General features: G+C 73.0%; 16 protein-coding genes and 2 pseudogenes. 13 read left to right on the plus strand and 5 right to left on the minus strand.

Annotation, left to right across the window (positions count from 1 at the left end):
* Positions 1 to 208, plus strand: a pseudogene (locus ABTX60_RS16855) (helix-turn-helix domain-containing protein); the annotation flags it as partial.
* A 31-nt stretch (positions 209 to 239) separates the two neighbouring features.
* Here the strand turns inward: ABTX60_RS16855 and ABTX60_RS16860 are convergent.
* Positions 240 to 491, minus strand: coding sequence for a DUF5133 domain-containing protein (locus ABTX60_RS16860; RefSeq protein ID WP_352097796.1), 252 nt, complete (start codon positions 489 to 491; stop codon positions 240 to 242).
* Positions 492 to 892: 401 nt separating this feature from the next.
* On the opposite strand from ABTX60_RS16860, the gene ABTX60_RS16865 reads away from it, so the two are divergent.
* The 7 genes from ABTX60_RS16865 to ABTX60_RS16895 all read left to right on the plus strand — a co-directional run bounded on the left by ABTX60_RS16865 (position 893) and on the right by ABTX60_RS16895 (position 13,433).
* Entirely contained in the window at positions 893 to 2,650 is a 1,758-nt protein-coding gene (locus ABTX60_RS16865; protein ID WP_352097797.1) for a lysyl oxidase family protein, read from the plus strand.
* Positions 2,651 to 2,932: 282 nt separating this feature from the next.
* A complete protein-coding gene (locus ABTX60_RS16870) occupies positions 2,933 to 4,513 on the plus strand; it encodes an acyl-CoA carboxylase subunit beta (protein WP_502992334.1) in 1,581 nt (526 codons plus the stop codon).
* 91 nt (positions 4,514 to 4,604) lie between these two features.
* On the plus strand, positions 4,605 to 6,365 hold the full coding sequence (locus ABTX60_RS16875) for a fatty acyl-AMP ligase (RefSeq protein WP_352097799.1): 1,761 nt from the start codon (positions 4,605 to 4,607) through the stop codon (positions 6,363 to 6,365).
* Positions 6,362 to 10,321 (plus strand): beta-ketoacyl synthase N-terminal-like domain-containing protein, encoded by a 3,960-nt coding sequence (locus tag ABTX60_RS16880; RefSeq protein WP_352097800.1) that lies wholly within the window; start codon positions 6,362 to 6,364, stop codon positions 10,319 to 10,321. The genes ABTX60_RS16875 and ABTX60_RS16880 overlap by 4 nt, the downstream gene beginning before the upstream one ends.
* 21 nt (positions 10,322 to 10,342) lie before the next feature.
* The gene (locus ABTX60_RS16885) at positions 10,343 to 11,296 is read left to right on the plus strand and encodes an alpha/beta hydrolase (RefSeq protein ID WP_352097801.1); all 954 of its coding nucleotides are present in this window, start codon (positions 10,343 to 10,345) and stop codon (positions 11,294 to 11,296) included.
* 122 nt (positions 11,297 to 11,418) lie between these two features.
* Complete coding sequence (locus ABTX60_RS16890; protein WP_352097802.1) at positions 11,419 to 12,639, plus strand: PucR family transcriptional regulator; 1,221 nt, start codon at positions 11,419 to 11,421, stop codon at positions 12,637 to 12,639.
* Positions 12,640 to 12,791: 152 nt separating this feature from the next.
* Positions 12,792 to 13,433, plus strand: coding sequence for a cutinase family protein (locus tag ABTX60_RS16895; RefSeq protein WP_352097803.1), 642 nt, complete (start codon positions 12,792 to 12,794; stop codon positions 13,431 to 13,433).
* A gap of 68 nt (positions 13,434 to 13,501) precedes the next feature.
* On the opposite strand, the gene ABTX60_RS16900 is transcribed toward ABTX60_RS16895, so the two are convergent.
* On the minus strand, positions 13,502 to 15,223 hold the full coding sequence (locus tag ABTX60_RS16900; RefSeq protein ID WP_352097804.1) for a hypothetical protein: 1,722 nt from the start codon (positions 15,221 to 15,223) through the stop codon (positions 13,502 to 13,504).
* A 180-nt stretch (positions 15,224 to 15,403) separates the two neighbouring features.
* Between ABTX60_RS16900 and ABTX60_RS16905 the strand changes: the two genes are divergently transcribed.
* Entirely contained in the window at positions 15,404 to 15,634 is a 231-nt protein-coding gene (locus ABTX60_RS16905; RefSeq protein WP_031143787.1) for a hypothetical protein, read from the plus strand.
* A gap of 6 nt (positions 15,635 to 15,640) precedes the next feature.
* Here the strand turns inward: ABTX60_RS16905 and ABTX60_RS16910 are convergent.
* Positions 15,641 to 16,500 (minus strand): annotated as a pseudogene (locus ABTX60_RS16910) (aldo/keto reductase).
* Between the two features lie 174 nt (positions 16,501 to 16,674).
* Here ABTX60_RS16910 and ABTX60_RS16915 point away from each other — a divergent pair.
* Both ABTX60_RS16915 and ABTX60_RS16920 read left to right on the plus strand, forming a co-directional pair.
* The gene (locus ABTX60_RS16915) at positions 16,675 to 17,085 is read left to right on the plus strand and encodes a VOC family protein (protein WP_352097805.1); all 411 of its coding nucleotides are present in this window, start codon (positions 16,675 to 16,677) and stop codon (positions 17,083 to 17,085) included.
* 171 nt (positions 17,086 to 17,256) lie between these two features.
* Entirely contained in the window at positions 17,257 to 18,690 is a 1,434-nt protein-coding gene (locus ABTX60_RS16920) for a sugar porter family MFS transporter (protein ID WP_352097806.1), read from the plus strand.
* A gap of 39 nt (positions 18,691 to 18,729) precedes the next feature.
* On the opposite strand, the gene helR is transcribed toward ABTX60_RS16920, so the two are convergent.
* Positions 18,730 to 20,889, minus strand: coding sequence for an RNA polymerase recycling motor ATPase HelR (helR, locus tag ABTX60_RS16925; RefSeq protein WP_352097807.1), 2,160 nt, complete (start codon positions 20,887 to 20,889; stop codon positions 18,730 to 18,732).
* A gap of 204 nt (positions 20,890 to 21,093) precedes the next feature.
* Here helR and ABTX60_RS16930 point away from each other — a divergent pair, with 204 nt between their 5' ends.
* Positions 21,094 to 21,969 carry a Gfo/Idh/MocA family protein gene (locus ABTX60_RS16930; RefSeq protein ID WP_352097808.1) on the plus strand — a complete coding sequence of 292 codons (876 nt, stop codon included), beginning with the start codon at positions 21,094 to 21,096 and terminating at the stop codon, positions 21,967 to 21,969.
* 40 nt (positions 21,970 to 22,009) lie between these two features.
* Here the strand turns inward: ABTX60_RS16930 and ABTX60_RS16935 are convergent, their stop codons facing one another.
* Positions 22,010 to 22,897 (minus strand): GNAT family N-acetyltransferase, encoded by an 888-nt coding sequence (locus ABTX60_RS16935; protein WP_352097809.1) that lies wholly within the window; start codon positions 22,895 to 22,897, stop codon positions 22,010 to 22,012.
* Positions 22,898 to 23,221: 324 nt separating this feature from the next.
* On the opposite strand from ABTX60_RS16935, the gene ABTX60_RS16940 reads away from it, so the two are divergent.
* Positions 23,222 to 24,331 (plus strand): PP2C family protein-serine/threonine phosphatase, encoded by a 1,110-nt coding sequence (locus tag ABTX60_RS16940; RefSeq protein ID WP_502992340.1) that lies wholly within the window; start codon positions 23,222 to 23,224, stop codon positions 24,329 to 24,331.
* Positions 24,332 to 24,361: the final 30 nt, after the last annotated feature.

Here is a 24,361-nt window from a genome sequence, read left to right on the forward strand (position 1 = left end):
CTGCGGGCGCGGGTCCGGCGCGCCCAGTACCTGCTGGAAAACTCCGATCACTCCGTCGAACGGATCGCGTCAGACGGGGTTCGGGTCGCCGACCGCGTTCCGGGAGCGGTTCCGCAAGGTGGCGGGCACCACGCCGTACGCGTACCGCACGGCGTTCCACGGGCGGACGAACGCCTCGACGGCCCCTTCCCGGGCCGCCGAGGCGTGATGCCCGGTCCGTGCCGGGCCTTCGTCGAACGTCAGCCGACCAGCGTCAGGCCGTTCTCCCCGTCCGCGTCCGCGGCCTCCGGCCGCCCCTCGGTGAGCAGCAGGACATCCGCCTTGGCAATGGCGTCACTGATGTCGGACGTCCCCATCATCACGCACAGCGTGTAGCTGACGTCCTCCAGTTCGCGTGCCGCCTTCGGCACGTGCCTCTCCGACTGAGCGATCCTCAGCGACGCGTACCGCGTCAGCAACTCCCTGACGATCTTCCGGTCCGGTACAAGCACGTAGCGCCCCTCTCTGTGTTTTCGCTGCGTATGCCCGAACCACGCGTAAACATTCACACCATTTTCTCACCTGGGGTGGATTTGACGAGAACTGATCGGTTGCGCGGGAGTTCCTCAGGGGCGCCGGTCTCCTCGACGCGGCCGTCGCTCACCACCACGATCCGGCCTGCGCCCTGGACGGCCCTCGGGTGAGGTCCGCATGGACGGCCGGATCTCGTCACTGCGACGGCATTCGGCCAACACCCCACCCCCTTCCCGACTTTCGGACAACCAAGCAACCGGCCCGTTCCTCTCACAGCGCGGGCGAAGCGAACGCCTCCCATGTGACGGCACCGGCCCGGACTTTCGCGGACGCGCCGTGTCGCCTGCTTCCTTCTCACAGCACCGGAGGACGAGGGACCATGACCAGAAGACGCACCGCTCGGCTGCGGCGTACGCTGCTCGCCGGCACCACGGCCGTCGCCGTGACGGCCGTTACGGCCGGCATCGTGGCCGCAGCGCAGGAGCCGGCGAAGGCCGCGACGGGCCCCGAGCTGAGCCTCGTCGCAGCGGCCGATTCGGTGACGCTCACCACCTGGAAGGAGGAGCCGGGTGTGTACTTGGACCTTGGCACCTACCTCATCGCCGAGGGAGCACCGCTGGACCTCAAGGTGTCCCGGAAGTCCTACAAGGACCCGGTGACGGTCACTCAGACCGTATACGAGGGCGGCAAGGCCAAGGCGAAGAAGCTGCCCACGGGCACCGTGAAGGACTTCTCCGGGCTGCCCGGCTTCTCGGAGATCACCCTCACCGACAAAGCCGGCAAGAAGGTCCTCACCCGCAGTGAGAGCTTCTGCCCGAACAACGCCAGCGGCCGGGTGCGGCCCGACGCACCCTCCACCTCCAAGTATCCGGAGAGCTGCCCCACCAACCCCTTCACTCTCGGCTCCGTGTGGGGCGTCGAGAAGGGCTGGGCGGCCAACACCTACGCGGGCTCGTACAGCGACCTGGTCCAGCTGCCGGCCGGTACGTACACGGCCAAGGTCGGCGTCGCCAAGAAGTACCGCGACCTCTTCGGCATCGCCGACAAGGCGGCCACCGTCAAGGTGACCGTGGTGGAACGAAGCGAAGAGGACGAAGAGAGCTCCACCAGGGCGGTGCCCCGCTCCGCGAAGGCCGGCGAGCACGCCGGGCACGGTGCCGGTCACCGGGCGCCGACCGCGCACGCCGGTCACGGGCCGGGGCATGTCCCGGCACCCGCCGAGGCCGCCGCGCCGGTGACGAGCGGTGCGGGTCCCTCGTACAACGTTGGTCACGGGCCGTTGAAGGCCGCGCCGCCGGCCCTGCCGTGGGCGCTGAAGAAGAAGCAGATGTCCGCGCTGTCTCCGCAGGCCGGGGACAGCGGCGGCCAGACCGACGGTTCGCGTCGGGCGCCCGCTCTCGAACCGCTGTCGAAGCGGCCCAGCGGTAAGGCCTCCGTTCCGGACGTGCCCAAGCCCGACCTGCGCTCGCTGCCGGCCTACGGCATCACCATCAGCGACGGCGGCAAGGACGTCCCGGGCAAGGACTACCTGGCGTTCAGTGCCAACGTCTGGAACGCCGGCCCGGCCCAGCTCGTGGTGGACGGGTTCCGCTCGCCCGGCAAGGCCGAGATGGACGCCTTCCAGTACTTCTACGACGCCAAGGGCAAGCAGGTCGGCTACACCCCGACCGGCACCATGGAGTGGGACCCGCGCCCGGGGCACGTGCACTGGCACTTCACCGACTTCGCCAGTTACCGGCTGCTGAAGGCCGACAAGAAGGAGGCCGTGCGCAGCGGCAAGGAAGCGTTCTGCCTGGCCAACACCGACGCGATCGATTACACGGTGAAGAACGCCAACTGGCACCCGTACAACACGGACCTGTCCACCGCCTGCGGTGAGGAGAACTCGATCTCCGTCCGCGAGGTGCTGGACGTCGGTTCCGGTGACACTTACACCCAGGACCTGCCGGGCCAGTCGTTCGACATCACCGACGTGCCCAACGGCACTTACTACATCCAGGTGCTGGCCAACCCCGAGAAGCGGCTGAAGGAAACCAACCTCGACAACAACACTGCCCTGCGGAAGATCGTGCTCGGCGGCAAGCCGGGTCAGCGGACGGTCACCGTGCCGGCGCACGACCTGGTGAACGCCAACTGACCCCGCCGCCGCGCGATGGGGAGCGTGTCCCCGCCCGAGACCAGGGCGGGGGCACGGCCATCAGCCCGGACGATCAGTGCGCACATCCGATCACGGCCCGCTTCCGATCGTCATCGTGCGGGCGCATTCAGCACTCGGACCTCTGAATCGTGCCCGGCCCTCGAAGGCCGCTTGTCACACCCGGATGAAACCACGCGCCCGAGGACTCACCTCTCCCACACAGAACGACGATCCGTAGGGCACTCCCCCGCCTCGCTGCCATATTCGAGAGCCACTTCGGAGGTGGTTGTGAGCACAGAGGTGACAGCATCCGGTCCGGGGGAGACGGCGACGCACACGCCCGGCGGCACCGCGGAGCGCGTCGCCGGCCTGGAGCACCGCCGGGAGCGGGCGGTGGCCCCGGGCGGGCCGCGCAGACGCGGGGAGTTCTCGGCCCGGGAACGGATCGAACGGCTCGTGGACAAGGAGTCCTTCACCGAGACGGGCCTGTTCGTCCGGGCCCGGCCCGCCGGGCCCGGCGCCCGCCGTCCCCACGGCGACGGGGTGGTCACCGGGTACGGCACGGTCGACGGCCGCCAGGTGTGCGTCTTCGCCCAGGACTCCACCGTGTTCGGCGGCAGCATGGGCGAGGCCTTCGGTGAGAAGACCGTAGCCCTGATGGAGCTGGCGCTGAAGACCGGCTGCCCGGTGATCGGGCTGAACGACTCCGGCGGGGCCCGGATCCAGGAGGGTGTCGCCGCCCTCGCCCTCTACGCCGAACTGGTACGGCGCAACGTCAAGGCGTCCGGGGTGATCCCGCAGATCTCGGTCGTCCTGGGCCCGTGCGCCGGCGGCGCCGCCTACTCCCCGGCGATCACCGATTTCACGGTGATGGTGGACGGTGCCTCGCACATGTTCGTCACCGGCCCCGACGTCATCGAGACGGTCACGGGCGAGCGCACCACCGCCGAGGAGCTGGGCGGTGCCCGCACCAGCAACAGCGTCAACGGCAACGCCCATTTCCTGGCCGCCGACGAGGCGGACGCCCTCGACACCGTGCGCGACCTGCTGTCCTACCTGCCGGCCAACAACCTGGAACGGCCCCCGGAGTACGCGCCCGGGCACGCCCCGCCCGGCGCCGCACTCGACGAAGTCGTCCCGGACCGGCTGGGCGAGGCCTACGACATGCGGGACATTCTGCACGCGGTCGTCGACGACGGTGAACTGCTGCCGGTGCAGGAGCTGTTCGCGCCGAACATCATCTGCGCCCTGGCCCGCGTCGAGGGCCGCTCGGTGGGCGTCGTCGCCAATCAGCCGCTGCACGCCGCCGGTGTCCTCGACATCGACGCGTCCGAGAAGGCGGCGCGGTTCGTGCGGTTCTGCGACGCGTTCGGCATCCCTCTGCTGACCTTCGCCGACGTGCCCGGATATCTCTCCGGGGTACGGCAGGAGCAGGCCGGGATCATCCGGCGCGGCGCGAAGCTGCTGTACGCCTACGCCGAGGCCACCGTCCCCAAGGTGACGGTCGTGGTGCGCAAGGCGTACGGCGGCGGATACGCGGTGATGGGGTCCAAGCACCTGGGTGCCGACGTCAACCTCGCCTGGCCCACCGCACGGATCGCCGTCATGGGCGCCGAGGGGGCCGTGGGTGTCCTGCACCGGCGCGAACTCGCCGCGTCCGACGACCCGGAGGCGCTGCGCGCAAGCCTTCTCGACGCGTACGAACGCACCCACGGCACCCCGTACCTCGCCGCCGAACGCGGCTATGTCGACGCCGTCATCGCTCCGCGCGAGACCCGGGAGCAGGTCTGCCGCGCCCTGCGCGCGCTGCGCGGCAAACGCGCCCCGATGCCGGAACGCCGGCACGGCAACATCCCCCTCTAGCCCTCCCCATTCCCGCCCGAGCCAACCCCCCTTTGCGACTCTCCCCCTTTGCGACCCCTAGGCCGATCCGCGCCGTGAGGAGCCCCGCCCGATGGACAGCCGCCGCCCCCCGCTCGCGCCCGCGTGCCCGACCCTGCCGGAGTACGTACGGCACTGGGCCGAGACCACTCCCGACCGCCGGGCCTTCACCTTCGTAGAACACCCGGCATCGCACTCGCGCGGCGTCCACCGCACCCTGACCTGGCGTCGCCTGGACGTGCGGGTGCGGGCGATCGCCGCGCGTCTCACGGACGGGACGGGCCCCGGGGACCGGGTCGCACTCCTGTGCCCTCAGGGCACGGAGTACGTGACCGCCTTCCTCGCGACCCTGACCGCCGGCCTGGTGGCCGTACCGCTGTACACGCCGGGTCTGCCCGGGCACGCCGACCGGCTCGCGGGCGTCCTGGCCGACGCGCGTCCCTCGGTGGTGGTGACGACGAGCCGGGTCCTCGACGAGGTGCGGGAGTTCCTCGGCACCGGCGGGCCGCGGATCGTCGTCGCGGACGAGGTGCCCGACGACGAAGGGCGGGACCGGCAAGCGGTCCCGCCGGACGCCGGGGCGACCGCCTACCTCCAGTACACGTCCGGGTCGACCCGTGCCCCGGCCGGCGTGGAGATCACCCACGGCAACGTCGTCGCCAACGCCCGCCAGGCGCTGACCGCCTACGGCCTCGACACCCGCCCGCCGACCTGTGTGGGCTGGCTGCCGCTCTACCACGACATGGGGCTGGTGCTCAGCGTCGCGGCGCCGGTGGCGCGCGGGGCGTTGTCGGTGCTGATGGACCCGGCGGCGTTCCTGCACGAGCCGGTGCGCTGGCTGCGGCTGCTCTCCGCGCATCCGAACGCGGTGAGCGCCGCGCCCAACTTCGCCTACGACTACTGCGTCGCGACCGTCACCGCCGACCAGAAGGAGGGCCTGCGGCTGGACAAGGTGACCGCGCTGATCAACGGCAGTGAGCCGGTCCGCCCGGGCACGGCCGACCGGTTCCACGCGGCGTTCGCCGGCCAGGGCCTGGCGCCGGGGACGCACTGCCCGTCGTACGGGCTGGCCGAGGCCACGGTGTTCGTGTGCGCGGCCCGGCCGGGTGAGCCGCTGACCCGGTTCGCGCTCGACCGCGACGCCCTGGCGGCCGGAAAGGCCCTGCCCGCCCGGCCCGACGATCCCCGGGCGGTGCTGCTGGTGGGCTGTGGCACTCCGGCGGGTCAGCGAGTCCGGGTCGCCGACCCTGTGTCACGGGCCCTGCTGGCGGAGGGAGAGGTCGGGGAGGTCTGGGTGCAGGGGCCGAACGTGGGCCGCGGCTACTGGAACCGGGACTCGCAGGAGGTCTTCGGAGCGGAGTTCGCGGACGCCGAGGCCGGTCCGGGACGCTGGCTGCGCACGGGTGACCTGGGGACGGTGCTGGAGGGGCGGCTGGTCGTCACGGGACGGCTGAAGGACCTGATCATCGTCGACGGGCGCAACCACTACCCGCAGGACGTCGAGGCGACCGTGCAGGAGGCGCACGAGGCGGTGCGCCGGGACCGGCTCGCCGCCTTCGCCGTGCCGGGCGGTGCCGGTGGCGAGTGCGCGGTCGTCGTGGCGGAGCACACACGGACCGCACGCCTCGCCGAACTGGACGTGACCGCCCTGGTGCGTGCCGTGCGCGGCGCCGTGTCCGCCCGGCACGGGTTGCGGCTGGCCGACGTCGTCGTGGTACCGCCGGGGACGGTGCCGCGCACCTCCAGCGGCAAGGTGGCACGGGCACTGACCCGCACCCGGTATCTGGACGGTGCCTACGGCGCGCAGGCCCGGGCGGCGGGTGCCGCGGAATGAGGCGCATCGACGAGGCCGCGCTGCGCCGGCTGATCGCCGAGCGAGCGGCCGCCTGGAACGGCACGTCCCCGGACGACGTCCCGATGGACCGGCCGCTCGCGGACCTCGGCATGGCCTCGCGGGATGCCGTCGCCCTCGCCGGCGAACTGTCCCGCGCCACCGGCCGGGAGCTGCCGACGACGCTGCTGTGGGAGGCACCCACCGGGGAAGCCCTGGTGGCACGGCTGTGCGGCACGGGGGCGCCGGAGGCCGAGGCGACGCCGGTGCCGCGTCCCGCGGTGCCGGGCGGAACGACCGAGCCGATCGCGGTCGTCGGGGCCGGCTGCCGCCTGCCCGGCGGCGTACACGGCCCGGACGACTACTGGCGGCTGCTCAGCGAGGGTGCCGACGCGATACGGCGCGTCCCGGAGGACCGCTGGCGCGACTTCACCGCGTTCCCGCCCGCCGACGCCCATCCGTACGGCGGCTATCTGGACGACATCGCCGGGTTCGACGCGGACTTCTTCCGCATCACCCCGCGCGAGGCCGCGGTGATGGACCCCCAGCAGCGGATCCTGCTGGAGGTCGTTCACGAGGCACTCGACCACGCAGCCGTGCCGGCCGGGTCCCTGGCGGGCACGGCCACCGGCGTGTTCGTCGGCATCTCCGCACCGGAGTACGGGCAGTTGACGGGCGCCGACCCGGCCGCCGTCGACCCCTGGGCGCCGGCCGGGGGCGCGCTAGGCGTCGCCGCGGGACGGCTCGCCTACGTCCTGGACACCCGGGGACCGAGCCTCGCCGTCGACACGGCCTGCTCCTCATCGCTGGTCGCCGTGCACCACGCCTGCGTCAGTCTGCGCACGGGCGAGAGCGACACGGCGATCGCGGCCGGGGTCAACCTGCTGCTGTCCCCGGCCGTCACGGTCGCCTTCCACCGGGCGGGCGCCCTCGCCCCGGACGGGCGCTGCAAGCCGTTCTCCGCGGCGGCCGACGGCATCGGACGCGGCGAGGGCTGCGCGGCGGTGATCCTGAAGCGGCTCTCCGACGCCGAGCGGGACGGCGACCGTGTACTGGCCGTCATCCGGGCCAGCGCCGTCAACTCCGACGGCCGCTCGAACGGCCTCATGGCACCCAACCCGGCCGCCCAGCAGGCGCTGCTGGAGCGGGCGTACGCGCAGGCCGGGCTCGCCGCGGAGCACGTCGACTACGTGGAGGCGCACGGCACGGGCACCCCGCTGGGCGACCCGATCGAGGCGGGTGCGCTCGGCGCGGTGCTCGGCGCGGACCGGGACCCCGACCAGCCGCTGCTGCTGGGGTCCGCCAAGGGCAACCTCGGCCATCTGGAGTCCGCGGCGGGCATCGCGGGCCTGGTGAAGACCGTGCTGGCCCTGCACCACGACACCATCCCGCCGTCCCTGCACTGCGAGCGCGGCAGTTCCCTCACCGATCCCCGGCTGCGGGTGGTGACCGAGCCCGAGCCCTGGCCCCGCTACGGCGGCACGGCCGTCGCGGGCGTCTCCGGATTCGGCTTCGGCGGCACCAACGCCCATGTGGTGCTGGAGGAGGCAGCGTCCGAGGTGCCGCCGGCCGACGAACCGGCCGCCCGTCTGCACATGCTCTGCGACCTCGACACCGAGCGCCTCCGCGACACGGCGGGCCGGCTGGCGGGCCGGCTGCGTGACAGCGCCGCGCGCCCCGCCGACGTGGCCCGGACCCTGGCCGGGCGCACCGGCCGAGGTCCCGTGCGGGCCGCTGTGGTCGCCCGCGACCGGGCCGGACTGGTGGACGCACTGGACGCGTTGGCGGCCGGGCGGCCGGACACACGGGTGACGACCGGCGACCGCGACCGCGTGGGGCGCGGCCCCGTGTGGGTCTTCTCCGGGTACGGCAGCCAGTGGCCCGGCATGGGGCGCCGGCTGCTGGCCGAGGAACCCGCGTTCGCCGCCGCCGTCGAGAAGCTCGACCCTCAGCTCGCGCCCGAGTGCGGCCTGTCCCTGTCCGACCACCTGTCCTCGGGCGACGGGCTCGACCGTCTGGAGGTCGCCCAACCAGTGCTGTTCGGCTTGCAGTTGGCGCTCGCCGAGCTGTGGCGGTCCCACGGAGTCGAGCCCGCCGCCGTGATCGGTCACTCCATGGGCGAGGTGGCGGCGGCCGTGTGCGCGGGCGCGCTGGACGTGTCGGACGGGGCGCGTGTCATCGCCGTACGGGCCCGGCTGCTGAGCGGGCTGCGGGGCGGCGCGATGGCCGTGGTGGACCTGGACGACGCCGAACTGGAGGCGCTGGGGCGGGACTTGCTGGACGTGCATGTGGCCGTGCACTCCTCCCCGCGGCAGAAGGTCGTCACGGGTGAGGAGGCGGCGGTGGCCGGGCTCGTGCGCCGGCTGGAGGGGCGGGGCAGGGCGGCGCGGGCCATGCGGGTCGTCGGCGCCGGGCATTCGCCGCAGGTGGACGGGCTGTTGCCGGAGCTGGTGGACGCGCTGTCCGGTATCAAAGGGCGGCTGCCGCGTGTCCCTGTCCACTCCACGGTCCTCGACGACCCGCGCGGAGACTGCCTCTTCGACGCCGCGCACTGGGCGGCCAACCTGCGCAGGCCCGTGCGACTGGACCGGGCGCTCGCGTCGGCCGCCGCCGACGGCCACACGGTCTTCGTAGAGGTCTCCCCCCACCCCGTGCTGACGGGGGCCGTCGCCGACACCGTGCCCGGCGCCCTCGCCCTGGCCACGCTGCGCCGGGACGCCGACGGGTCGGAGGCGTTCGCCGGGCAACTGGGCGCTCTGTACGCGGCGGGACAGCGCCTGCCCGTGCCGCCGGGGCGGGTCATCGACCTGCCGCTGCCCCGGTGGCGGCACGTACGGCACTGGTGGACGGACGGCCGGGCCGCTCCGCCGAAGCCGGTGCCGGAGGAACGTCCTGCGGCGGTGGCCGAGCCCTCCTCGGTCCTGGCCCGGCTGACCCAGCACGTATCCGCCGTCACAGGCCACTCCCCCGCCCGTATCGCCCCGGGCACGGCGTGGGCCGACCTCGGGCTGGACTCGCTGATGGCCGTCCGCGTGCGCACGGCGGTGGAGCGCGAGTTCGGCGTCGAACTGACCCTGCGCGACCTGTTCGCCGCCGCCACCGTCGAAGACGCGGCCGCCCGTGTCGAACGCGCCCTGCACCGGGACGACACCCCGGTGAGGCCACTGCGCGCCACCGGCTCGCGGCCCCCGCTGTTCCTCGTCCACGCCGCCGGGGGCCCGGTCAGCGTCTACGGCACGCTCACCGAACTCCTCGGCGACGACCAGCCCGTGTACGGGTTGGAGCGTGTCGAGGAGGCCGGGACCGTGCCCGAGAAGGCGCGGCGCTACGCCGAGGCGATCAACACCGTCCGCCCCGACGGCCCGTTGCTGCTGGGCGGTTGGTCCTTCGGCGGCTTCGTCGCCCAGGAGACCGCACGGCAACTGACCGCCGCCGGGCGGGAGGTACGACTGGTCGTGCTCATCGACTCGGTACGGCCGCTCCCCCGCCCGGGATCGACCCGGTCCGACCGGATCCGGGCGCACTTCGAGGGCTTCGCCCGCCACGTCGCCGACGCCTACGGCGTGCAACTGGCGTTGCCGTACGACGAGCTCGTGGCGATGGGCGACGACGCGGCCCGTATCGACGCCGTACTGCGGACCCTGCGCGAGGCCGCCGACGTGCCGCCCGCGGCGCTGGAGCACCAGCGGTCCTCCTACCTGGACATGGGCATCGGCGAGTCGCACAGCCCCGGCCCCCACGACGGGCCGGTGGTCCTCTACCGCGCCACCGAACCCGCGCCGCACACCGTGCGCGACCCCGCGTACGAGCGGGACGACCCGGCGCTGGGCTGGGACGAGGTGTGCCCACGTCTGCAGGTGGTGCCGGTGGCCGGTCACCATCTGTCGCTGCTCGATCCGCCGCACGTCGACCGGATCGCCGCCCATCTGAGCCGGACACTCGCCGAGCCGGCCTCCTGACATGGAACCCGAGGAGCCGTCATGCCCCACCTGCCGCAGAAGCCCGCCGCCGGAATGTCCCGGCGCGCCGTCGCCAGAGCGACGGCCGCCGCCGGTCTCGCCGCCCTGTTCGGGGCCGCTGCCGGCACGGCCCCGGCCCGGGCGGCCACCCGGCTCGGCCAGCGCACGCTGGACGTGTCCGTGCCCTCCGCCGCGCTCGGCCGCAGCGCGCCGGTCCGGCTGATCCTGCCGTCGGACTTCGGGACGCGCCCGGAGAAGAAGTACCCGGTGCTGTACCTGCTGCACGGCGCCCACGACGACTACACGTCCTGGACCCGCGAGACGGACATCGAGGCGTTCACCGCCGGCCGCGATCTGATCGTGGCGATGCCGGACGCGGGCCCCACCGGCATCCCGAGCGCCTGGCGCGACGGCCCGGACTACGAGACGTTCCAGGTGAAGGAGGTGCCGGCGCTGCTCGCCCGGGACTACCGGGCCTCCGGCGTCCGGGCGGTCGCCGGGGTGTCCACCGGCGGCTACGGGGCCATGGCCCACGCGGCCCGCCACCCCGGGGCGTTCACCGCGGCGGCCTCCTACAGCGGCGTCCTCGACACCACGGCCCCCGGTGTCCCCGCCATCATGGACGCGATCGTGGCCCGCGAGAACCTTCCGGCCGGGTCACTCTGGGGCAATCCGGTGTTCAACCTCCTGACCTGGCGGGACTTCAACCCGCGCGCCCGCGCCACCGGGCTGCGCGGCACGGCCCTGTACGTGTCGCAGGGCAGCGGGGTGGGCGGCGGCGGTGATCCGCTGCCCGGGATCCTCGAGAGCGCCCTGTGGCCCTCGGCCCAGGGCTTCGCCCGCACGCTGGCCCTCATGGGAGTCCCGGCCACCACGCACTTCTACGGGGGCGGCGGGCACGACTGGACGCACTGGAAGCCGGAGTTCACGGCCTCCTGGCCGGTCCTCGCCCGTGCGCTGGGCGTGCCCGAGTGACGGGGGTGCCGTCGGGGCACGGAACGGAACGGAGGGGTCGTCCGTCCCACACAGGACTCCCCACTCGCCCCACGGGCGACAGCCCGTGGGGCAGCCGCTTCCGGTCGAAAGGAGTGTCCGTGATGGCTGTGCCCACCCCGCACGGCGTGCCGGACCGCCCCGCCGCGCCGCGGTTCCCCCCTGAGCTGGCCAAGATGCTGCGCGCCGATCTGGCGGCCGTCGCCGACGAGGTGGAGGAGGAGGTCCGCCGCCAGGTCCCGGAGTACGCCCGGCCCGCCGACGGCGCGTACCGCCAGGCCCTGCGGTCCGGCGTCGTGCAGGCGCTGACCCTGTTCGTCGACCACATCGCCGACCCGCGCGACGACGGGGGAGCGATCGCGGCGACGTACTACGAACTAGGGCGGGGTGAGGCCCTGGAGGGACGCAGCCTGGACGCCCTGCAGTCCGCGCTGCGGGTCGGCGGTATGTGCGCCTGGCGGCAGATGGGCCGCACCGCGGAGGAACTCGGGCTGGACTCCTCGGTCGTGGCCGGGCTCGGTGAGCTGGCGTTCCGGACCGTGCACGAGGTCGCACAGGCGGCGGCGTCCGGGTACGCCGAGGCCCGGCTGCGCAGCTCCGACGAGCTGGAGCGGCGCCGCAAGCGCCTGCTGGACCTGCTCCTGGAGGACGGGCCGGTGGCGCTCGAGGCCGTGCAGGACCTGGCGCACAGCGCGCGCTGGCCCGTGCCGCGGACGGTCGCCGTCGTGGCCCTCGCGGCGGCGCCGGACCGGCGGGAGGAGGACCGGCCGCTGGCCGCGGCGGGTGCGCTGGTGGACATGGCGTGCCGCCCGCCACGCATGCTGGTGCCCGAGCCGGACGGCTCCGGCGGCATCGGCGGCCGGGCGTTCGCCCTCGCGCTGCGCGGCAGGCCCGCCGCGATCGGCCCGACGGTCGCGGTCACCGAGGCCGCGCAGTCGCTGCGCCTGGCCGTCCGGGCGCTCGGGCTGATGGGCCGTGGGGTGCTGCCCCGCCAGGGCGTGGTGCGCTGCGACGAGCATCTGTCGACGCTCCTGCTGCACGGTGACGAGCCGCTGGTGGAGCGGCTCCGGGCCCGGGCCCTGGCACCCCTCGACGCGGTTTCGGCGGGGCAGCGCGGTCGGCTCGCCGAGACACTGCTGGCCTGGCTGCTCAGCGGCAGCAACGTGCCGGACGTCGCCGTGCGGCTGCACATCCACCCCCAGACGGTCCGCTACCGCCTGCGCCAGCTGGAGAAGCTCTTCGGCGACGCCCTGCACGACCCCGCGGCCCGCCTCGACCTCATCCTCGCGTTGCGCGCGGAATCACCGCACGTGCGGGAGAACTGACTTCCCGTATTCGAGCGGCGTACTCAACCGGCGACAAAAACCGACGGGGTTTTGATAATCCCGTCCATAACAGCAGGCGAGAGAAAGCCCATACGTTCGGGGCGTCCTTTTTCGCAGGCGCTTCACGCGCCTTCCCACGCGGAGGATCCCCCATGCGCATCCGTACGTGCCTCGCGGCGCTCTCACTCGCCGGCGGGGCCGGACTCGCCACGCTCTCGGCTCCCCCAGCCATGGCCGCGGCCTGCTCGGACGTCGAGGTCGTGTCGGCTCGCGGCACCTTCGAGCCGGGCACGCTCGGCTTCATCGTCGGCGACCCGGTGTATTCCGCACTGCAGAAGAAGGCGGCGGGCAAGAACCTGTCCAGCTACAAGGTGAACTATCCCGCCGACCTCTCCCCCACGTCCGCGGCACAGGGAAATCTGGATCTGGTGAACCACGTGAAGAGCCAGGCCGCCGCCTGCCCGGGTCAGAAATTCGTTCTCGTCGGCTATTCGCAGGGCGCCAATGTCGTCGACAACTCGATCGGCATCAGCAGCGCCGGCGCGGTGGTCGGCAGCCCCATCGTGGCCAGCCTGCCCGCGGCGGTCGAGCCGAAGGTCGCCGCGGTACTGCTGTTCGGCAACCCGATCCGTGCGCTCGGCAAGAGCGTCACCGGCACCTACCAGAGCCGCACGTTGGACCTCTGCGCCGAGGGCGACCCCGTGTGCGAGAACGGCGGGGGTGACGTCGGGGCGCACCTGAGCTACCGGGACGACGCCGAGGAGGCGGCCACGTTCGCGGCGGGCCGGCTCTGATCCCGCCCGACGCGATGGGGCCCGGGAGGCTGTCCTCCCGGGCCCCGGGCGTGCGCACCGGGCGAGGGCTAGCGCGGTGTCCGCGCGAAGCCGGCGAGGCTGGAGGAGACGGGCTCCGGCCGTCCGTCGTTCTGCACCGGCGCGGCGGTCAGGACGTCGAGGTGCTGGTAGCCGTCCGCGACCACCGGGTGCAGGTCGGCCGGGACCCGGCCGGCCAGCAGGCCCTCACCGGCGAGCACGGTGAGCACCGGGTTGGCCTTGAGCCCCTCGGGGTGGACGACGAGCTTCCTCACCTGCGGTGAGGTGGCCAGTTCGATGTCCGTGACCAGCTTGGTCGGGAAGTACTGCTCGGTGAAGTCCAGCGGCTGCTCTGCCAGGCTGCGGGCCAGTTGCCGCACGTCGGTGACCTCCTCCCCTGCGCCGGTGAACGGGGTGCCGTCGGCCGACCGGTGGCCGGAGTCGTCCGCGTCGCCGACACGGTCGTAGTTGCGCCAGGTGTAGAGAGGACCCTGCGGCCGGTCCGGGATGGCCTTGTACGCGGTCCCGTACAGCCCCGGTCGGGCGTCGCCCCCGTTGGCGGCGGGGAAGCTCTTGTCGGCGATCGGTCCGCCGTCGAAGAAGCCGACACTGGTCTGCAGGAACGCCAGCGGGACGGAGTTGTCGTCCAGCAGCGCCCCGAGGACGGCCCCGTTGGTGAGCCGGAAGTCCTTCACCGTCGGCGAGCCGCTGAGGAAGGCGGCGGTGTCCTTGGCGAACAGGAAGCGGTTGGTCGCCTCGATGTTGAGGTTGCGGGGCAGATAGCGGGGCAGGTCCGCCTCTGCCTCCAGGTCCTTCAGCGCGCCCAGTCCCGCGATGCCGAGGAGGGTCATGGTCTCGGGGTTGAGCAGCACCGGCGCGGACAGGGTGCGCGGCAGCACGCCGCTGTCCAGCCCGGCCTGCACGACGCCGTAACCGAGGCCGACGTCGGGCAGGTTGGTGTCGCCGGGGATGCTGCCGCCGAGGTCGCCCAGCGTGGTGGAGACGGTCGTGTCGAGGGCGAAGTAGCCGGCGCACTGGTTGTACCCGGCGTCCTGCGTGGTGGCGCGGTCGCCGTCGAAGTCGGCCGCGGCGAAGTAGCCGGTGATGACACCGCCGAGGGAGTGCCCGCCGCACAGCACTTTCCGCTTGCGCTGGGCCGGGGAGGGCAACTCGGCGATGAGGAGGTCGTACTGGTCGCGTACGGTCTGCTCGATGCCGAGCTTCGCCATCCAGCCCAGCTGTGCGTTGCCGGCGTAGCCGCCGAAGGTCCGGCCGCCGACCTGCTTGCCGCGGTAGTAGTAGTCGACGGCGGTGTGCTGGTCGCCGGAGGCGATGCCGGTGCGGTCCTCCAGGCAGTTGGAGCGCCGGTCCAGCGCCCAGAACTCGATGTGCAACCCCTGCTCGGCGGCCCGCGTGACCGTGTTGCGGGCGACGCTGTCGAAGGCCCCCGCCCCTTCCAGGATGCCGGGCTGGGCGATGAGGATCCGGTCCGCGTCGGCCGACGCGGCCGGGCCGTCGGCGGAGCGGTAGCGCAGGTACGACAGCCAGTCGCAGGCCGCCGGACGGGCCCCGGCCGATTCCGGCAGCGGCACCTTCACCCGCACCATCGACTCCGTCACCCCGGTCACCGGCGAGGTCGACGTCACCGGCGTCTCGGTGCGCGTTCCCTCGGCGCGGGCGCCCGGGGCGGCGGCCGTGAGCGTCCCGGCGGTCAGCAGTGCCGCGAGCACGGCACCACGCCACTTCCCTCTGTGCGTACGGTTCATGTCCATGCCACGGACGCTAGGGCGGTGGCACGACCGCTCTCAGGGAGTGCTGATGAGAACTCAGCTTCCGGAGGGCGGCTTGTCACCGGCGCACAGCGCGCCCGGGCCCCGGCGCGTGAGGGGGCCGGTACCGCTTCTGGACTCCACCGAGCTGCGGACCGGCCGTTTCGGGAGCATGGTGGGGCTATGGACGGTCAACCCCCTGTGGTCGTGCAGCCGCCCGCGACGGACGGCGGACGGCTGGTGACCATCCACGGCGAGCGCATGGGCGTCGCCTACAGCCTCTTCGACGTACTGGACCTGCTGCACCGCGAGGGCCTGCCCACCACCGACACGGCCGTCGACGACACCGAGCTGATCGAGTGGCAGGGCGGCGGCCCGTACGACTGGAACAACGGGGCGTCCGACGAGGCGTGAGCCTGCTCACGCCGGCCCCGGCTCCCTGTCCGGCCCGGCGTCGGCCGAACCGTCGAGGCGGTCGCGATGGGCGGATGTCAGCTTCAGGTCGGCGGCGGCGAGGTTCTCCTCCAGGTGCTCCATCCGGGCCGCACCCGGGATCGGCAGGACACGGGCGCGCGGTCGAGCAGCCAGGCGAGCGCGACCTGAGTGGGCGTGGCACCGAGCTCGGCCGCGACGGCGCCGATCTCGCCCTCGGTCCCCGCCTTCCCCCAGGCCACCGGTCGCCACGGCAGGAAGGCGATCCCTGCGGCGGCACAGGCGTCCGGCACCGGATCGTGCTCCCGGTCGAGCAGGTTGTAGCGGTTCTGCACGCTCACGACGTCGACCAGCTCCCGGGCCCGCTCCAGTTCGTCGACGGTGACCTCCGACAGCCCGATCCGGCCGACCAGGCCTTCGTTCTGCAGCTCGCGCAGGGTGCCGAGCTGGTCGGCGAGCGGTGTGCCGGGGTCGATGCGGTGCAGCTGGAGCAGTTCGATCCGCTCGGTCCGCAGCCGGCGCAAGGCCTGCCGGACCTGGTCGCGCAGGATCTCCGGCCGGCCGTCGAGCCTCCAGTCGCCACCGGGGCCGGTGCGGGCCACACCCACCTTGGTGGTGATCAGCAGGCCGTCCGGGTAGGGGTACAAGGCCTCGGCGAGGAGCTCCTCGTTGGCCCCGCCGCCGTAGAGGTGAGCCGTGTCGATCAGCGTGACGCCCAGCTCCACGGCCCGCCTGGCCACCGCGAGGGCGTTGTCCCGGTCGGGGCCGGGTGCGGTCGGCAGGTGCATGGCTCCGAAGCCGATCCGGCGTACCTCCAGATCCCCACCGATGCGGAACGTCGATGACATGAGCCGCTGTCTCCCCTCATGGTCAAGAAGCGACGCCAACAAGGCGGTTGGCGATGAGGTCGGCTGCGGCGGCACCTCACCCGGCCCCGGGCGGGGCACGCTCGACGAGCCGTTGCCGGTGCCTGGCGATACGCTGCGCGAAAACGGCTCTTTGTCCCCATCTGGGAGGTTCCTATGGCCTCGCGTCTCAACCCGTATCTCACCTTCAACGGCGACGCCCGGCAGGCGATGGAGTTCTACAAGGAGGTCTTCGGCGGCACCCTCGACCTCAACAGCTACGGGGAGTTCGGGCAGGCGGACGCCCCGAACGCCGACAAGATCATGCACGGCATGCTGGAGACCACCAGCGGCTTCACCCTGATGGGCGCCGACAACCCGCCGGGCATGGAGTCCGGGCAGGGCAGTCCCTTCTCCGTGAGTCTGAGCGGCGACGACGACGCCGAGTTGCGCGGCTACTGGGAGAAGCTGTCCGAGGGCGGTTCGGTGTCGGTGCCGCTGGAGAAGCAGATGTGGGGCGACGTGTTCGGCATGTGCACGGACCGCTTCGGCGTCCCGTGGATGGTCAACATCAGCACGGAAGGCTGAGCCCCCGGGGGGGGGCCTGATCGCGTGCGGTGAGACCGCGCCGCACGGGGTAGGCGAGTCGCACCCGCCGGGGTGCCGCTGCCCAGTGCGGCCGGCACCCGTGCACTCCCGGCCGGCCGCGGCCGGCCGGGGCCCGGCGGCCGGACTTCGACAGGCAAGGAGCGAGCGGCCATGGACGTCAGGGTCGAGACGGCACCGACCCCCACTCCCGCAGGCGGCGTCACGGACGAGACGCCGCCTGCGGTCTCGCGGCGGCTGCGGGTCATCACGATCATCGCCACGTTCGGCGGTCTGCTCTTCGGCTACGACACGGGCGTCATCAACGGCGCCCTGCCCTACATGGCCGAAGACCTCGGCCTGACCCCGGTCACCGAGGGCATGGTCACCAGCTCGCTGCTGCTGGGTGCCGCGCTGGGTGCGGCGACCGGCGGCCGGTTCTCGGACGCACGGGGCAGGCGGCGCGCCATCCTGCTGCTGGCCGTGCTGTTCTTCCTCGGCACTCTGGGCTGCACGCTCGCCCCCACGACCGCCGTGATGGTCGTGGCCCGGTTCGCGCTGGGTCTCGCGGTCGGCGGTGCCTCGGTGACCGTGCCGGTGTATCTCGCCGAGGTGTCGCCCGCCGAGCGGCGCGGCGCCCTCGTCACCCGCAACGAGCTGATGATCGTCACCGGTCAGCTGCTGGCGTTCACGTGCAACGCGGTCATCGCCCGGCTCGGCGGCGAGTCCGGCGGCGTGTGGCGCTGGATGCTGGTCGTCGCCACACTGCCGGCCGTGGTGCTGTGGTTGGGCATGCTGGTGATGCCGGAGAGCCCGCGCTGGCTGGCCTCCGAGAGCCGTTTCGGCGAGGCCCTCGGCGTCCTGAAGCAGGTGCGGTCGCGGGCCCGGGCCGAGGCCGAGCTGAAGGAGGTCTCCGCGCTCGCCGTAGGGGACGGGCAGGCGAAGCTCGGCGGCCGGCAGGACATCAAGAGCACGCCTTGGGTGCGCAAGCTGATGTTCGTCGGCTTCGGCATCGCCGTCGTGCAGCAGATCACCGGCGTGAACACGATCATGTACTACGGCACGCAGATCCTCACCGACGCCGGTTTCGCCGCCGACAGCGCGCTGACGGCGAACATCGCCAACGGCGTGATCTCGGTGTTGGCCACCTTCGCCGGCATCTGGCTGCTGGGCCGGGTGCCGCGCCGCCCGATGCTGATGACCGGTCAGGTGGGGACGACCGCCGCGCTGTTGCTGATCGGCGTCTTCTCGCTGGTGCTGCCCTCCGGTGAGCCGCGGGCGTTCGCGGTGCTCGCGATGACGGTGACGTTCCTCGCCTTCCAGCAGGGCGCGATTTCGCCGGTGACCTGGCTGATGCTGTCGGAGATCTTTCCGATGCGGATGCGCGGCTTCGGGATGGGGGCGGCGGCCGTGGTGCTGTGGCTGACCAACTTCGCGATCGGGCTGGTCTTCCCGTCCCTGGTCTCCGGGATCGGGATCTCCGCCACGTTCTTCCTGTTCGTGGCGGCGGGCGTGGTGTCCCTCCTCTTCGTGAAGCGGTACGTCCCCGAGACCAAGGGCCGCACGCTGGAAACCCTGGAGGCCGAGCTCCGGGCTCGCTTTTCCTGACCGTCCGTCGAGGTGGGGGTGCCCCGGCCGGGCGCAGGGTCACGAGCTCGTGAGGATCACGAGCTCCCGCGTCGCCCTGGTCATCGCCACATAATGGTCGACGGCGCCCTCGACGCCGTCGCCGAAGCCCTCCGGGTCGACCAGGACCACCAGGTCGAACTCCAGCCCCTTCGACAGCTCCGGGGTCAGCGACCGGACGCGGGCCGAGGCCGGCCGGAACGCCGGATCGCCGATCACGCAGGCGATCCCGTCGGCGTGCCCGGCCAGCCACGTGTCGAAGATGGACGTCAGCTCCGCGGCCGGCCCGCGGCGGACGGGGACGCCACCGCTGCGGATCGACGTCGGCACGTTGGCGTCCGGCAGCACCGCCCGGATGACCGGCTCGGCCTCCGCCATGATCTCCTCCGGGGTGCGGTAGTTGATGCTCAGGGAGGCCATCTCGACCCGGTCCAGCCCGACCCGCTCCATGCGTTCCCGCCACGACTCCGTGAACCCGTGCCGGGCCTGGGCACGGTCACCGACGATGGTGAAGCTCCTGGACGGGCAGCGTCGCAACAGCATCTGCCATTGCGCGTCGGTGAGTTCCTGCGCCTCGTCCACGACGATGTGCACGAACGGCCCGGCGAGCCGGTCCGGTTCGGCGGTGGGCAGGGCGCTGTCGTCCACCAGGGAGTTGCGCATGTCCTGCCCGTGCAGCATGACCAGCACGCCTTCGCCGTCGTCGTGGCTGTGGGCCTCCAGCAGGTTGTCGATGACGTCGGCCATGCCCTCCCGCTGGGCGGCGAGGGCGGCCTCCTGCCGGCGCCTGCGCCGTGCGGCGTCCGGGTCGCCGAGCCGATGGCGTGCCGCGTCCAGCAGCGGCAGGTCGGACACGGTCCAGGCGTGCGGCTGCGCGCGTTGCAGGGTGCGCACCTCGTCGCGGTCGAGCCAGGGGGCGCACATGCGCAGGTACGCGGGTACGGACCAGAGGTCCCCGACGAGGTCGGTCGCCTCCAGCAGCGGCCAGGCACGGTTGAACACGGTGAGCAGTTCCCGGTCCCGCGACAGTGCCTTGCGGAGCAGGTCCTCGGGGGCGTCGCCCTCGTGCTTGTCCACGAGGATCGTGAGCAGTTCCTCCCAGACCTGCTCGCGTGCCTCGTTGTGCGGTGTGCCGGGTTCGGCCGCGTCGAAGGCCGCCGCCCAGTCGTGGGCGCCCAGGCGGATGTCGGACCAGTGGGTCGTGACCGTCATCGCCTCTGTGGGCGGCTCCTCGTAGAACCGGACGGCCTTCTCGATCGCCCGCACCATGTCCGCGGACGCCTTCAGACGGGCCGCCTCCGGGTCGGTCTCGGCCACCGCGGTGGCTCCCTCGTCGACGAGGTCCGCCAGGATGCAGGTCTGCACGCCCTCCTCTCCGAGGCTGGGCAGGACGTCGGACACGTAGGACAGGTAGGGCCGGTGTGGGCCGACGAAGAGCACCCCGCCCCGGCGGTGCTGCCCGAGGCGCGGGTCGGAGTAGAGGAGGTAGGCGGAGCGGTGCAGGGCGACGACCGTCTTGCCGGTGCCCGGGCCGCCGTCGACGACGAGGGCGCCGCGGGAACCGGCGCGGATGATGGCGTCCTGGTCGGCCTGGATGGTGCCGAGCACGTCCCGCATGCGGGGCGAGCGGTTGGTGCCGAGGCTCGCGATGAGGGCGGACTGGTCGTCGAGCGCGGCGTGCCCCGCGAACGCGTCGGTGGTGAACACCTCGTCCCAGTAGTCGCTGACCCTGCCGTCGGTCCAGCGGTAGCGGCGACGGCTGGTCAGACCCATCGGGTTGCCGTGGGTGGCCCCGAAGAACGGTTCGGCGGCCGGGGAACGCCAGTCGACCAGCAGCCGGCGCCCCTCGCTGTCCGTGAGGCCGAGCCGTCCCACGTAGACGGGTTCGGAGCCGTCCGCGCCGGCCATGCGCCCGAGGCACAGGTCCAGTCCGAAGCGGCGCAGGGCGCGCAGGCGGGCGGTCAGCCGGTGGATCTCGGCGTCGCGGTCCATGGCCTGCCTGCCCTTGCCACCGGGGGCCCTGCGCTCGGCCTCCAGACGGTCGGACAGTTCCGCGACCGACCGTTCCAGGCAGTCGGCGATGGCGGCGAAGTGCCGCTCGTCCCCGGCGATCGACGCCGGGGCGGCCTTGTGCGCGAGGCGGCCGGGGAGATCGAAGGCGCTCGTTGTCGCAGGGGTCAATTCATGCTCCCGTTTCCGCAGGTCCTGGGCCTAGGCCGGATATCTTGCGGCAGACGGGGGGCCTTGCCGCAAGGCCCCCCGTGGGCTATAACTTGAGACAGGCGAGGAGAGCACTCCTTGCCTTTCTTGTTGTCCGCCCCCGGTGCCCACCGGCCGCTTTCGTGTGGCACGCTCGTCGTCCCGGCAGCGTGGAGAGGCGGCGGCATGCGCATAGGACTGCTCGGCACCGGACCCTGGGCCCGGATGGCTCACGCCCCCGCGTTGAGCGGGCACGAGGAGCTGGACTTCACGGGTGTGTGGGGCCGTCGCCCCGAGGCCGCGAAGGAACTGGCCGAGCGGCACGGCGTCCGTGCCTACGACGATGCCGATGAACTGTTCGCCGACGTGGACGCGGTGGCCGTCGCGCTGCCGCCGCAGGTGCAGGCCGCACTCGCCGCGCGGGCTGCGCGGGCCGGGTGCCATCTGCTGCTCGACAAGCCGCTCGCGCCGACGGTGGAGCAGGGACGAGCCGTGGTCGAGGCGGCCCGGGAGGCCGGTGTCGCCTCGGTCGTGTTCTTCACGACCCGTTTCCAGCCCGAGCCGGCGACGTGGATCGCCGAACAGGCCGCGGTACCCGGCTGGTTCACGGCCCGGGCCGAGTGGCTCGGGGCGGTGTTCACCAGCGAGAGCCCCTTCGCGACGCCGTGGCGGCGGGAGAAGGGCGCCCTGTGGGACGTCGGCCCGCACGCCCTGTCCGTCCTGCTGCCGGTCCTCGGCGACGTGCGGCGCGTGACCGCGGCGGCGTACGGCCCCGGCGACACGGCGCACGTCGTCCTCGACCACACGAGTGGGGCGTCGAGCACCCTCACCCTGAGCCTGACGGCGCCGTCCGCCGCGGCCGGTGCCGCCGTGGAGCTGCGCGGGGAAGCCGGGGTCGCGGCGCTGCCGGACGGCTCCGACGGAGCGGTGCCCGCGCTGATGCGGGCCGCGGACGCACTGCTCGACGCCGCCCGGACCGGTCGCCCGCACGCCTGCGACGCGGCGTTCGGCCTGCGGGTGACGGAAATCCTCACGGCCGCCCAGGAGTTGCTGACCCCGTGAGCACCCTGCTGACCCCTGAGCGCGGGAGCGGCCCCGCTTCCTACGCCGGTTCGAAGTTGAGCCGCTCCTTCACCACCGGGTAGCCGGCCTTGGCGAAGTTCGCCGCCATGGGGAAGTTGCCCTGATCCGTGGCGGCGGCGACGAACTCCGCCCCCTGCTCGACCAGGACGTGCGTGCACTCGGCCAGGAGGTCGTAGGCGTAGCCGTGGCCGCGGTGCTCCGGAAGGACGCCGATGAAGCCGACGCAGGGGCCCGTCGGGTTGTGGGCCGGGATGTGGATGCCGGCCGGGTCGCCCTGCGGCGTGTACGCCACCTGCCACCACTCACGCGGTGACGGGCACCAGTGGAAGAAGTCGAGTTCCTCCTGGGCCGCCCGGTCGAGCCCGCCCTGCTCGATGGCCTTGAGCGCGTGCGCGTCCAGGGTGACGGAGTGGATGCGGCGCAGGGCGTCGAAGAACACGGCGTCGTCGGGTTCGGCGCGGAAGTCCAGGCGCCCGGGCCGCTCGGGCAGGCCGCGGTCGGGGGTCCAGCGGTACAGGAGGCGTTCGACCAGGAGGTCGTAGCCGGCGGTCCGGGCGGCTGTGAAGCGGGTCTCGGCGGCGGCGCGCAGGGCCGGATCGTCACGCCAGCCGGCGGGCACGTTCAGTTCCAGTCCGACCTGCCAGGGGGCGGAACGCAGGAGTTCGGCGCCCGCCTCCTCCTCGCCCTCGGCCACGTCGAACCAGTTGAGGTTGACGGGCTCGCTGTCGTCGGGGCCGCCCCACCAGGCGCCGCGGGCGACGACGCGACCCTCGCGCAGGGCCACGCGCTTCCAGTCGGGGCGGTGCCTGGTCAGCCGGTGGCCCTCACGGGCGCCCAGCGGGTCGGGCAGGGTGTCGAAGAGTTCGGCGTCGCTCGTGCCGAGCGCGCGGATGACCACGTCGGTCATGGGGTGTCCTCCAGGACGCAAACTGCTCGGAGCGCTCCCGGTCGGTCAGTCGCAGCACGCCGGGACAACGGGGAGGGAGCGCGGGAACGGTGTGAACTGCACGGCTCTGCCCTCCTTCGCCGGTCTCGGGGCGTGGCACGGCACACGCTAGGGGATCTTCGGGCGGGAGGTCCATCGATTTCCGGCACGGTTCACCAGCCCCCTCGAAAGGGCGGCCGGTCGAGTCCCGTCACCCCGCGTGGGTGGCTCCCCCCGGCGCCCCACGTCGGTGCGGGCCCGGGTGCGGCGGCCGGCCGGCCGTAGCAGCGTGGTGGTGTGAGCAGTGTGCGCGGCCTCCCGGCGCGCCGGGATTCGGACCGGCGTGGCTGGCTGCGCGGCGCACCTCCGCCCGGCTGGGCCCGGGTGCTGCCGTCGGCGCTGCTGGCGGGGGTCTGCCTGGCGGAGCTGGTCGCCCCGGAGCCGCTCGACATCGGTTTCCTGCTGGGGGCCATCCCGCCGCTGGCCGTGCTGGCGCACGGTCCGGTGGCGACGGCGTTGCTCGGCGGGCTGGTGGTGGTCGTACTGACCGTGCCCGTCTTCAACCTCAACGATCCCGGCAGTACCGACCTGCTGACCGTGTGTTTCGTCTCGGTGCTGAGCGTGCTGCTGTCGTACGTCCGCTCCCGGCGGGACGCGCAGCTGGTCACCGAGCGGGCCGTCGCCGAGGTCGCGCAGCGGGCCGTGGTACCGCTGCTGCCGGACCGGGTCGGGCCGGTGCGGTGCGCGGGGCTGTACCGGGCCGCGCAGCGCGGGACGCTGGTCGGCGGTGACTTCTTCGACGTACGGGCGGGTCCCTACGGCGTGCGGGCGGTCATGGGGGATGTGCAGGGGCACGGGTTGTCGGCCGTGGCCACGGTCGCGTCGCTGCTGGGCGCGTTCCGGGAGGCGGTGCTGGACCAGCCGGACCCGGAGGCGGTGGCGGCCCGGCTCGACCGGAGGCTGGCGGTGGACTCCGCGGGCGACCCGCACGCCGAGCTGTTCGCGACGGCGGTGCTGCTCGACTTCTCCGCCGACGCCCGGGTGGTGCGGATCGTGGCGTGCGGGCAGGCCGGACCCCTGCTGCTGCGGGACGGCCGGGCCCTCGAGCTGGACGTCGAGCCGTGTACACCGCTGGGTCTCGGCCTCGCCGAGGCGGTCCCGCCCCGGGTCGTCTCGGTGCCTTTGAGGGCCGGTGACCGGCTCTTCCTCGCCTCCGACGGGGTGACCGAGGCCAGGGACACGCACGGAGTCTTCTACCCGCTGGCCGAGCGGCTGCCGGGCCTCGCCGCCGAGGATCCGGTCGTGCTGGCGGAGCGGGTCTGGACCGACCTCGTCCGGCACTGCCCGGACGTGCAGGACGACGTCACGATGCTGGTGCTCGCGCCGCGTCAGCGGGACGGGGCGGGCGGGGCCTGACACCAGTGGCCGGTGGTGGCCCGTGCTGCC

It is taken from the genome of Streptomyces sp. NPDC126510 (assembly GCF_040302345.1).
Taxonomy (GTDB): Bacteria; Actinomycetota; Actinomycetes; order Streptomycetales; family Streptomycetaceae; genus Streptomyces.

Coding starts and splice junctions, on each gene's coding strand:
- ABTX60_RS16865 (WP_352097797.1), top strand. CDS start 893: ATGACCAGAAGACGCACCGCTCGGCTGCGGCGTACGCTGCTCGCCGGC.
- ABTX60_RS16875 (WP_352097799.1), top strand. CDS start 4,605: ATGGACAGCCGCCGCCCCCCGCTCGCGCCCGCGTGCCCGACCCTGCCG.
- ABTX60_RS16880 (WP_352097800.1), top strand. CDS start 6,362: ATGAGGCGCATCGACGAGGCCGCGCTGCGCCGGCTGATCGCCGAGCGA.
- ABTX60_RS16885 (WP_352097801.1), top strand. CDS start 10,343: ATGCCCCACCTGCCGCAGAAGCCCGCCGCCGGAATGTCCCGGCGCGCC.
- ABTX60_RS16890 (WP_352097802.1), top strand. CDS start 11,419: ATGGCTGTGCCCACCCCGCACGGCGTGCCGGACCGCCCCGCCGCGCCG.
- ABTX60_RS16895 (WP_352097803.1), top strand. CDS start 12,792: ATGCGCATCCGTACGTGCCTCGCGGCGCTCTCACTCGCCGGCGGGGCC.
- ABTX60_RS16900 (WP_352097804.1), bottom strand. CDS start 15,223: ATGGACATGAACCGTACGCACAGAGGGAAGTGGCGTGGTGCCGTGCTC.
- ABTX60_RS16905 (WP_031143787.1), top strand. CDS start 15,404: ATGGACGGTCAACCCCCTGTGGTCGTGCAGCCGCCCGCGACGGACGGC.
- ABTX60_RS16915 (WP_352097805.1), top strand. CDS start 16,675: ATGGCCTCGCGTCTCAACCCGTATCTCACCTTCAACGGCGACGCCCGG.
- ABTX60_RS16920 (WP_352097806.1), top strand. CDS start 17,257: ATGGACGTCAGGGTCGAGACGGCACCGACCCCCACTCCCGCAGGCGGC.
- ABTX60_RS16930 (WP_352097808.1), top strand. CDS start 21,094: ATGCGCATAGGACTGCTCGGCACCGGACCCTGGGCCCGGATGGCTCAC.
- ABTX60_RS16935 (WP_352097809.1), bottom strand. CDS start 22,897: ATGACCGACGTGGTCATCCGCGCGCTCGGCACGAGCGACGCCGAACTC.